Consider the following 10,434-nt stretch of genomic DNA (forward strand, 5'->3'; position numbering starts at 1 on the left):
AACTAGGTTAATTCTTCCGCGAACAATCCAGATCAAAATCAATCAGAGCTTCAAAGGTGCGGTGCCAGGGAAGACTGAATTGCAGATGCTGGGGTCGTTGGCAGAAAGAAGCAAAAGGTTTAGAGGTAAAGTAATCCTGCTCAAGCGTTTTCAAATACCCTTGTAATCGATCCAGACAGAAGGCTTCCACCTGCTTGTTCCGGCTTTCATCCAGAATGAGTGCTCCTAACCCGGGTTTACCAAAGCGGCGGTTGGCTTCCGGGCGAATCAGCGTGTGGAAATAATAATCATCCAGAACCCGGTTGAGTAAAAACCATTGCTGGGCCGAGTACAGGGCGGTTTTGGGTTGTTTAAAACGTTGCGAAGCCAGGTAATACGTAACGCCTTGGGGTAAAGCCGTTCCCAACGTATTTCCGGCGGTATTCCAGGATGCATACCCACTCAAGGCGGGTAGTAACTGGTGTTTGATGAGTAATGCTGAAAAAACGGAATCTCCGCCCTGCACATTCCCAACGGGATCAATGTCTGCTACGATAACGTGCTTTCTCGAAGCCAGCTTTTCTTTGATTTCGTTTACAAAAGAGATCGCTCGTTGAGGCTGCTGACGGGAGGTATATACGTATAACAAAATCTGAGCGTCTGCTTCCTTGTCAACCTGGGTAGCTCCGGCGGATTCAATCTGATAACGCACCGAAGTCGTCAGCGGACGGTCTTCAAAAGGCATCGCCCGTTTGGAGAGGGAATCCGACGAATAATAGACTTTGATTTTAGGAGTAAAAGCAGCCTTTTGGGTCAGGAAACGAGCTAACAGCAACATAGATACCTCATCCGTACCGGGTTGTAATGCTACTTTCGCCTGAAGGTTTTGCTGGTGGATCTGCTCCCGTAAGCGTTGCCCTTCCGCGATGTGAACACCCTGGGGTTTGGCATCATCCTGCGTGATGAGCAGGTAATCAATCATTCCTTTTTTTACCCATTCAATGGCTTTCTGATTGATGGTATGGTTGCGAAGCCGTGCCTGTTGGTAATCAGCCAGTGCCGTTGCCGGAATAACCTTCGCTAACTGAGCGGTTTCTTCCTGACGGGAAGGGTCAGGGGAAATTTCGGCCCAACGAGCTAACTGGGCCCGGTAAGCGTCATTCTTCATATCAGCCGAAGGGGCTAGTCGCATCAGTACACTCTGAGCATAGAGAGGCAGACGAGGAGCTTTTTCCCGGAGTTTGGCAATAATCTCCAGTCGCTTTACTGCCGTTTCCAGCGGCACCTGATGAACGCGTGACCCCACAAGTCCGCCATACGCTAGCATATCCAGGCAAACAATGGCCGCATCAAAGGACGAAAGATCCTGGGAAAGAATCCACTGCCCAATGCTTCCGACTGGCCCGGTGTGGTAAACTGGCCCAGCATCGCCAACGGTGGGGCTACGACTTCGGCCCCGGCAATTTGCCCCATTCGCTGCGTGAATTGCAAACAGGGGGGACGGTCATCCAGGGGAATTAGCAAAATCCGGTTTTTCCCTGGTTTCTGTGCCGTTACGGAAAAACTCCAGAAGATCATCAAAAACAACAAAGAGCGAATCATGCGGTATAGGTTTGCTCGGGTTTATAGCCCTTCATTCCAAAAAAAGTGATGTATGCGTAGCAAATCAAGGGTAATACAAAAGCAATCGACCAGTTGTAATGATCAATGAGATACCCCTGTCCGTAGGAGACAATGGCTCCTCCTGCAATGGCGGTGGACAGGTAACCGGAAGCCTGTGAGGTAGCCGCTCCCAGCCCTTTTACCGATAGTGAAAAAATGATGGCAAACATCACGGAGTTACATACCCCCAGGGCAATCATACTCCAGATAGCCACATATCCATTCGTATTCAGCGAGCAGAAAATTAACGCCATGGAAGCGAAGCCCAGAGCGGTTAGCAGGCGTGCGGGAGCCACGGATTTTAAGACCACAGAGCCAATCAACCGACCGGCCAGCATTCCTCCCCAATAGAAAGCTACAAAGGTATTGGCTTCATTTTCAGATATTTGGAGAGTATCGGCAATGTAGTTGGTAAGAAAGGTCCCGACGGATACTTCGGCTCCTACGTAACAGAAAAGCCCTAAAACGCCGTAACGTAAATGGCGGTAGGTAAACGGCCCTCGGGCTTCTTTCGTATGAGAATGATTAGCGGTTAAAGTGGGTAATTTCAGTTTCCAGACGGCTACGGCAATCAACAGAAGCACCAGCGAAATGCCGAGATAAGGGTAATGCACAGCCTCACTTGATGCATGTTCGAGTGGGCCCAAAATGAACGCAGAACCAAAAAGAGGGGCCGTGGTTGTCCCGATGGACCCAACCCCCTGAATGAGTGTTAAACGCGAAGAGGCGGTTTTCGCGGGCCCCAGAATGGTAATGTAAGGATTCGCGGCTACCTGTAGTAGAACCATACCAATGGCAATGACAAACAAGGCCCCCAGAAACAGGTAATATTCATGCAGGAGAGCCGCTGGTAAAAACAGGGCAGCTCCCAGGGAAGCAATCATAAATCCCCTAACCATCCCTGATTTATAGCCTACTTTTTCAACGATTTTCCCGGCTGGAATGGACATGATTCCGTAGGTGAGAAAAAAGTAGAATTGGACCAGTGAGGATTGAGAGTAAGATAAATCAAATCCCTTTTTGAAAAAAGGCACCAGCGTATCGTTCAGACAGGTAATAAAACCGATCATAAAGTATAAAACCGCCAGCGATACCAGAGTTGGTTTATAGGAAGTTACCTGTGAATCCTCACTGGATTGCGTAAACTCAGAAACGGGGATGTTAGCCATAGTCTAATCCTGATAAAGCGGGCTTTCTTTTTTTGTGGCAATGGCCCGAAGCGTCTGGCTGCATTGATACAAACCTCGGGGTACGTGAAAACAGCCTTTCCATTTGCCACCTTTCAGCGGTAAAAGTACGTCACCCTGGCGATTCAGGTAACCAAACCACTCGGGGTATTCTGCATCTTTAAAATGAGTCCAGGTATACGCATGGATTTTTTCAAACCATTCCCAGCAACGTTCATCGTCCGTATGCAGGTACGCTTTTAAAAGACTAACCAGCGTTTCCACGTGCACCCACCAGAGCTTCTGATCCCATTCCAGTTGTTGAGGCGGATGTCCTTTGACATCCAGGAAATAGAAAATGCCCTCGTGTTCCGAATCCCAACCGTATTCGATCAGTGATAAGGTAAGGTCTTTAGCCTTGGTAATGAGTTCTTTGTCTCCCCGGCGTTCGGCTAAATCCATGATAAACCACATGGATTCCAGGCCATGCCCCGGATTAATCAAACGTCCTTCAAACGAGTCAGAAAAACGGTTATCCAACCCAATATTCTCGAGGATCAGGTTCAGGTCAGGGCGATAAAATTCTTCCATCACCGCATGAATCCCTTTTTGAATCGTTTCTTCTACCAAAGCCGGGTCCAGCAAATGCTCTAGTTCCAGCACCAGATTGCAAAGAATCATGGGTAAGGCGAAATTCTTCAAAGGCCTGCTTCCCGGATACTGCTTCGTATAAATGCCTTTGGGGTTAGCCTGTTTCGCGAGGATATTCAGGAAGGTTTCTTTGGCTACCTGGGCATATACCTCATTTCCGGTGGCTCGATGCAATTGGGCCAAACCCATCGCCGCGAAGCAGTCGGAGAAAATATTATAAGGCTGAATCAACGGAGTTCCCTCCTGAGTTAAGGAGAAATACCAGTTTCCGGCTTCATCACGCCCGTGTTTGAGTAAAAATTCGGCTCCCTGAACGGCACAATCCAGCCACTCTTTTTTAGGTTCTATCTGGTTATAGAGCATCGCGAAACACCATACCTGCCGTCCTTGTAGCCAAACGAATTTGTCGGTGTCATATACCTGGCCTTGCCGATCCAGACAGGTAAAAAAGCCTCCGTGTTGAGAATCAATGGAATGCTTCAGCCAAAAAGGGATGATGCCTTCAAGTAACTCATTCTCATAAAGAGTCTGGTAATCAAGTACCTTCATAAAATAGGTTCAGAATAATGGATCAATAGCGAAAGGGATGCTTCTCTGATAATAGAACACAGAAACTACGGCATACTTAATAATAATATTTATTAAGTATGCCGTAAATTAACAAAATGATAATTATATAATCAAAACAAAATAATAAAATATTTAAACAGGAACTTTGGCAAGGCCTTATAGATCGAGCGAAGGGATTGGATAATAATGTTCTGTTCAGTATAAAAAATGCAATAGATTGTTCTGAACGATTCTGAAGATGTGGAGCTGGACCAGATGGTCAAGTCTGACTCATGGCTTTACTAATGAACTCACGGTTTGATGGGGTTTGAAGTTTATAGACCCCAACATCTATGAGTAGTAAAGACGATGTTATCACCGGAAAATCAGCGTATACCTTGAAGATTGCAACATTTCCGGTAGTCTATGCACCATTTCATCCGATCCCTCGATTTTTAAATATGGTACTTTGCTAATAATAAATGTTTTTATAAGAAGCTTCTTTCGGATAAGGAAGGCATTCCTCCGTAGGATGAGAGCGAAGTCAGGCTTCTTGTACGAATACACTTTCTAAACCGTATGTATTATGCAACAGTATTACCTATGTATTCTCGTTTTTCTGGCGAGTAGTCTGGGGCTTAAGGCTCAGCAGACGTATTATGTTTCATCCCTCGGGAACGATGTGACCAACGACGGACTAAGTCCAGCGAGTCCCTGGAAAACCATTGCCAAAATCAATGCCACTACCTTCCAGGCGGGTGACAGCATTCTCTTTCGAAGCGGAGACGTCTTTCGCGGAGAAATACTGGCGAATCAATCCGGGACAGCGGGAGCGAGTATTACGTATAGCTCTTATGGTCAGGGTGCCAAACCCGTTATTAATGGCTCGCAGGTGATTACCAATTGGAGTCTTTATCAGGGTAATATCTACGTGGCCGATTACGCCAGTTCCCTCTCATCGCTGAACAACTTTTTCATCAATGGCGTGTCTCAGCAAATAGGCCGTTACCCCAATGCCGACGCTACAAATCAGGGCTACTTGCGAATCCAGTCAGGAAGTGGCAATAATGTTTTAACGGATAATACGCTATCAGGCCAAGACTGGACGGGAGCTACGGCTGTGGTTCGGGTTAATTTGTTTCTGCTCAACAAGCCCGTCATTCAGTCGCACGTAGGTAACACCCTCACGTTTGCGTCACCAGCTCTTGGCAACTATAAAGTAAATGCGGGCTATGGCTATTTCATTCAAAATCACCTGTTAACCCTGGATCAGCAGGGCGAATGGTACTATGACCGAACGGCTCAGAAAATCTATCTGTATTCAAACGTAGACCCTAATCAACTGCTGACGGAAGCTCCCGCTAGCAGTACCTGCTTTTTTGCCAGCGGAAAAAGTAACCTTAGTCTCCAGCAACTTACGTTCACGCAGTCCAATGAGTACGCCGTACGCGTAGACAGTGCCGCAGGAGTATTAACGAAGGGCATTCGGGTAGAAAACTGTCGTTTTGAAAATACGCATAACGGGGTCTGGGTAAACCGGGCTTCGCAGGTGGTGGTTTCCGCGAATGAATGTACAAATACCAACAACAACGCCATTTTCATTACCGCCAGTGAATACGAATGCAACCGCAACCGAATTACCCGCACGGCTTTGCGGGCGGGCATGGGCGAGCCTAATAATAACCAGTACAATGCCATCAATATGGTAGGACGAAATGCTCTGTCTGCCTGGAATTACATTGATAGCGTAGGCTTTTGCGGCATCCGGTTTGAAGGGCGTAATCTGATCGTAAAGAATAACCGCATTTCTAATTTTGCTCTGGTGAAATGTGACGTGGGGGGAATTTATACCTTCAAGGGTTTTGCCCCGGCAACGTACGGATACGGTAATAACCAGGTGATTGGTAATATCGTGAGTAAGGCCTATCCGAACCTCTTCGGAACGACATCGAAGGTAGTTAATTCCAATTATGCCACTGGCATATACATGGATGGGAACAGCTTCGGGAATCTGGTGGCGGGTAATACCGTGCATCAGGTCATGGGTGCGGCTCTGATGCTGAATGTAACCACCTCGTCGCATACCGTGCGAAACAATACTTTTTACGATAACATGTACGGTTTTGGCTATTTCCCGGATACCGTATTTGTGTCAAGAAACCACCGGGTTACTGGAAACCTATTTTATGCCAAGTTGGTGAGTCAGCAGGGCGGTATCTTGCAGACGGGAAGACAGCCCTTCCTGCCGATGGTCGGTACGTTGGATAGTAATTTTTATGCCCAGCCCTTCGAGAAAGATCCTACGTTTGTGCAGACCGTTCTTACCAATTCCACGCCCCGCATATCCAGAGCTTTAACGCTGGGCCAATGGCAGGGTCTTTCCTACGATGCACACAGTCAATTTGGAACGAGTATTATGCCCCCGTAACGATTCAGTCGGCAGGGGCCAATCGTATTACCAATGCCAATAACAGTACGTTTACCACGGGTCTCACCACGGGTGCTACGGCTTATACCCTGACACCTGTCAGCGGAACGAATGCCCCTACCTGGGATAACACCAATCAACTGGACGGAGGCTCTCTCCGACTAAACATGGACGAGGGGAATGGAACCAAATCCTCCCGGGTGGTCATCAATGTCGGGACGCTAACGTATGGCAAGTATTACCGGCTGAAGTTCTCAGCCAAAGGCAGTGTGGACACTACGGCTCTGCAAGTAGCCTTTCTGACCTCTGCTTCTTCCAATTTCGCCGTATGCAAGTTAAAAACGGTATTTCTATCCTCGTCCCGTCAGGAAGTTGAATTGTTGTTGAGTCCGAACTATACCAACGACAATACCTTCTTAAGCCTCACCCTGCACGATGCTCCCCGTAAAGCCTGGATTGATAATGTAGTATTTGCTGAGCTGGAAGTGACCGAACATTCCCCCGAAGATCAAATTCTTTTTCGGGTCAATCCAGATAGTGTAAGCCAGACCATTAATCTGGGAACGCAGACCTATAAAGACGTGCGTGGTGTAACGTATTCGGGTAATTACACGCTGGCTCCCTACACGTCCGTCATTCTTGAAAAACAAACCAGTACTCCATTACCTCTCAAATTGCTCAACTTTTACCTAAGAGACGAAAATTGCCAGGTAAAGCTATTCTGGAATACATCCGAAGAGCGAAACGTAAGCCAATTCATCGTCGAACACAGCCGTGATGGGATTCATTTTCAGCCGCTCACGTTCGCTAGTCCGGCGGGTAAAGTGCGGAACTACTATTCCTTGCTGGCTACTCCGCCAGCCGCAGAAATCGGTTACTATCGTCTGAAAATCATGGATCAGGATCACTCCTTTGCGTACAGCTCCATCATCTCAGGTTCGGTACATTGCCCGGAAACGGATGTGATTACTGTCTATCCGAATCCCGCCCAGCGGGTCATTCAGGTAAAGTTGAAGGAAGATCGCTCGGTACCGCTTCGGGTTAGTATTCTCAATCTCGCCGGTCAGGTAATGCTGGCTGAGCATGGGGTAATGGCCGTTGCCGGGAAGGGATTTGAATGCAATATTGAGTCCCTCACCCCCGGTGTTTACCTGCTGAAAATTCAGGAAGATTCGAAAACGTACATCCGAAAATTTGTAAAGTAAAGCATTCGTCGAAGGCCCTCCGTTCATACGGGAGGGCCTTTGGTGTGCCTTCGACCCTGTAAGCGATCAGGGAACATTCTGCCTACCAGAATACTCTGCCAACCCTTAATTCTTTCACCCGTGAAAAGAAAACCGCTAAAGTCTTTTCTGATCTTAATTCTTAGTTATGTAAGTCTTCTGGGCCTGCTGCTGTATCTGCTTAAAGTATTTTTGTAATTTTTGATTAAAAAATAAGAGTATAACAGGATAATTCAGACCTTATGGAAAAGACGTAATCTAACCGTATTTCAATGAGAAGCCTGCTCTTCCTTCTGGGGTTGAATCTGATGGTAGTTTTTGCCTTCGCACAACCCAAACGATCTGTTCACCCAGTCAGGGGCTTGCAGGAAGATCTCATTTTCAAACGATATGGTAGTGCTGAAGGTCTGCCGGATAATCGGGTTCGTTCGTTTCTTCAGGATAAAAAAGGTTTTTCTGGGTAGGAACCATGAACGGACTGGCCCAGTACGATGGGTATCGGTTTCGGAAATTTTACAAAAATAAAGACGCCATTGCGGGCAACTGGGTGTATGATCTTTGCGAAGACTCGCAGGGCTTCATCTGGATTGGAACCCGGGAAGGACTGAGTCGCTTCGATCCTCGTCTGGAAACGTTTGAGAATTTCAGAAATAATCCCGGCGACCCGACCTCGCTGTTTTGTAATCAGATTAATGCCCTGGCCGTAGATACGCAGGGGAAGGTATGGATCGGGACACCCCAGGGATTAAGTGTCTGGAATTCAGATAGTCGGCAATTCCAAACGATTCAGACGTATCCGTTGAATCGTCCCATTCGGCGGATCATCCGTTCGCAGGGCGATTACCTCTGGGTGGCGACCGCAGCCGGTCCCGTTCGATACAACAGCCGCAGCGGCCAGCACACATTTTATCCTTTTTCGGTGCAGCCCAATGCATATGGCGATCACTTCTGGTCTTTACTGGAAGACAACCAGCACTTGTATCTGGCTACGGGTGGCAATGGTTTATGGCGGTTGCCCTACGATTCCGTTGCTAAAAAATACGGTCCGTTTGAGCCGTTGAACCACTTCCCCAGCCAAACCCTGGAACGCACGCAGATTTTTGACATCTGTAAATCTCCCGACGGTGCCTTTTGGTTAGGTACCGATCAGGGCTTGGCCCGATTAACCCAGTTGCACACGCCCCAGGCTCAGCTTCAGTGGTACCGCACCAATGCGAGCAATCCCCAGAGTTTGAGTAATAACCTGGTGTATCGGCTGTATCTGGATCGAACGCAGGTACTCTGGTGCGGTACTGAGCAGCAAATGAGTTCACTCGACCTGAGCTTATTGCCTTTCCGGTCGTTCTCTTTTTCAACGGGATTAGCAGATAATCAGGTTCGTAGCATTGCTACCGATGCCCAAGAATCGGTCTGGCTGGGCATGAGTAAAGCGGGTCTGTACCGTTATTCCTTACTCGACGGATCTACGAAAAAATACGAGTTTGATACGCCTTTCTGGAACGATCACCGAGCTCTGCTGGTCAGCTCAGCAGGAGACGTATGGATGGGAACCCTCGGCGGAGCCCTGCGGCTGAAGAAAAGCCAGCAGATTGAAACCGAACTAAAGGGAGCCGCCGTGTTCTGTTTGCTGGAAGATTCCCGGAAAAACATCTGGCTAGGAAGTAACCAGGGGCTTTACCGTCATGGCTTTGACGGGACAAAAGTTCGCGTTCGATTAGGGAACACGGATACGGAATTCATTCGCTCCCTGACCGAAGATCAATCGGGCAAGCTGTGGATTGGTTTTGATAACAACGGGCTGGGTCGCTATGATCCGGTTACGGGAGCCTTTGAACGAGTGCAGGGAACGGATTCTGATCGCCTGGGCACGGCTATCTACACGCTGGTTGAGTTCCCTAAAATGTGATTTGGGCGGGCGTCCGAGTCAGGACTGCATCGGATTCAGCGGAAAGCTGCCGGGCGGTACCAGATTCAGACCTTCACGGAAAAAGACGGCCTCCTGCATCCTTCCGTCAATGGTATTATTCTGGATAAAAACGGCCTGCTCTGGATCAGTACAATCAAGGGACTCATGCGTTTTGATCCTGGCTCGGGCCGTTTTCAAACGTTTTTGCCGCATCAGCATTTCAATTATAACGTCATTACCCGCCTCAAAAACAACGCACTCGTCTACGGCTTAACGAACGGCTTTCTGTATTTTGATCCGCTTCAATTAAGCCGTCAGGTGCTACCTCCGAGGGCGGTTCTGACGGATTTTAAATTGTTTAGTGAAAGGGTAGGCATTGGCGAGGCAATCAATGGCGATACCGTTTTGAATCAATCCCTTCAGCAAACGCGAGCGATTACGCTCAATTATAAAAATAACGTATTCAGTATTGATTTTGCAGCTCTGGAGCTTACCAATCCCGAGGGAGCCAGGTATGCCTACCAGATGGAAGGTTTTGATAAAGCCTGGATTAACGTAGACCCGCAGCATCGTTCGGCTACCTATACCAACCTCAGTGCCGGGACCTACGTTTTTCGGGTAAAAGTGGCTAATAGTTACGGCGAGTGGAGTCGGCAACCCGCCAGCGTAACGCTTACCATTCTGCCGCCGCCCTGGAAAACCTGGTGGGCCATTGCGGGGTACATTCTGGTCTTTCATGGGTTAATGTTCGTCTTTATTCGTCACTTGCTTGCCCAGGCTCGTCAACGGGATGCTCTGGCCTTGGAACAGGCTGAAAAAGAGCAGATTAAAAACCTGAATCAGCTGAAGCTTCGTTTTTTACGTACTTCG

General features: G+C 48.0%; 8 protein-coding genes and 1 pseudogene. 5 read left to right on the forward strand and 4 right to left on the reverse strand.

Features of this window, described 5'->3' with window-relative positions:
* Nucleotides 1–7 precede the first annotated feature (7 nt).
* The 3 genes and pseudogenes from BWI96_RS20245 to BWI96_RS20255 form a co-directional block, all read right to left on the reverse strand.
* Nucleotides 8–1,581: pseudogene (locus BWI96_RS20245) on the reverse strand (DUF4127 family protein).
* Nucleotides 1,578–2,810: a sugar MFS transporter gene (locus BWI96_RS20250; protein ID WP_106638323.1), complete on the reverse strand. Its 1,233-nt coding sequence runs from the start codon at nucleotides 2,808–2,810 to the stop codon at nucleotides 1,578–1,580. The pseudogene BWI96_RS20245 and the gene BWI96_RS20250 overlap by 4 nt, the downstream one beginning before the upstream one ends.
* Before the next feature lie 3 nt (nucleotides 2,811–2,813).
* Entirely contained in the window at nucleotides 2,814–4,007 is a 1,194-nt protein-coding gene (locus BWI96_RS20255) for an AGE family epimerase/isomerase (RefSeq protein WP_106638324.1), read from the reverse strand.
* Nucleotides 4,008–4,593: 586 nt separating this feature from the next.
* On the opposite strand from BWI96_RS20255, the gene BWI96_RS20260 reads away from it, so the two are divergent.
* The 4 genes from BWI96_RS20260 (at nucleotide 4,594) to BWI96_RS20270 (ending at nucleotide 9,564) form a co-directional block, all read left to right on the forward strand.
* Entirely contained in the window at nucleotides 4,594–6,435 is a 1,842-nt protein-coding gene (locus tag BWI96_RS20260) for a right-handed parallel beta-helix repeat-containing protein (protein WP_106638325.1), read from the forward strand.
* Nucleotides 6,375–7,640, forward strand: coding sequence for a T9SS type A sorting domain-containing protein (locus BWI96_RS20265; protein WP_106638326.1), 1,266 nt, complete (start codon nucleotides 6,375–6,377; stop codon nucleotides 7,638–7,640). The genes BWI96_RS20260 and BWI96_RS20265 overlap by 61 nt, the downstream gene beginning before the upstream one ends.
* Nucleotides 7,641–7,930: 290 nt before the next feature.
* Complete coding sequence (locus BWI96_RS21755; RefSeq protein ID WP_157830463.1) at nucleotides 7,931–8,122, forward strand: hypothetical protein; 192 nt, start codon at nucleotides 7,931–7,933, stop codon at nucleotides 8,120–8,122.
* 5 nt (nucleotides 8,123–8,127) lie between these two features.
* Nucleotides 8,128–9,564, forward strand: coding sequence for a two-component regulator propeller domain-containing protein (locus tag BWI96_RS20270; protein ID WP_106638327.1), 1,437 nt, complete (start codon nucleotides 8,128–8,130; stop codon nucleotides 9,562–9,564).
* Nucleotides 9,565–9,582: 18 nt separating this feature from the next.
* Here BWI96_RS20270 and BWI96_RS20275 read toward each other — a convergent pair whose 3' ends face one another.
* A complete protein-coding gene (locus BWI96_RS20275; RefSeq protein ID WP_106638328.1) occupies nucleotides 9,583–9,762 on the reverse strand; it encodes a hypothetical protein in 180 nt (59 codons plus the stop codon).
* Between BWI96_RS20275 and BWI96_RS20280 the strand changes: the two genes are divergently transcribed.
* The coding region (locus BWI96_RS20280; protein ID WP_304529116.1) for a triple tyrosine motif-containing protein at nucleotides 9,730–10,434 on the forward strand (705 nt) is incomplete at its 3' end. The genes BWI96_RS20275 and BWI96_RS20280 overlap by 33 nt on opposite strands.

Source organism: Siphonobacter sp. SORGH_AS_0500, from assembly GCF_002838835.1.
Lineage (GTDB): Bacteria > Bacteroidota > Bacteroidia > Cytophagales > Spirosomataceae > Siphonobacter.

Coding starts and splice junctions, on each gene's coding strand:
- BWI96_RS20250 (WP_106638323.1), bottom strand. CDS start 2,810: ATGGCTAACATCCCCGTTTCTGAGTTTACGCAATCCAGTGAGGATTCA.
- BWI96_RS20255 (WP_106638324.1), bottom strand. CDS start 4,007: ATGAAGGTACTTGATTACCAGACTCTTTATGAGAATGAGTTACTTGAA.
- BWI96_RS20260 (WP_106638325.1), top strand. CDS start 4,594: ATGCAACAGTATTACCTATGTATTCTCGTTTTTCTGGCGAGTAGTCTG.
- BWI96_RS20265 (WP_106638326.1), top strand. CDS start 6,375: ATGGCAGGGTCTTTCCTACGATGCACACAGTCAATTTGGAACGAGTAT.
- BWI96_RS21755 (WP_157830463.1), top strand. CDS start 7,931: ATGAGAAGCCTGCTCTTCCTTCTGGGGTTGAATCTGATGGTAGTTTTT.
- BWI96_RS20270 (WP_106638327.1), top strand. CDS start 8,128: ATGAACGGACTGGCCCAGTACGATGGGTATCGGTTTCGGAAATTTTAC.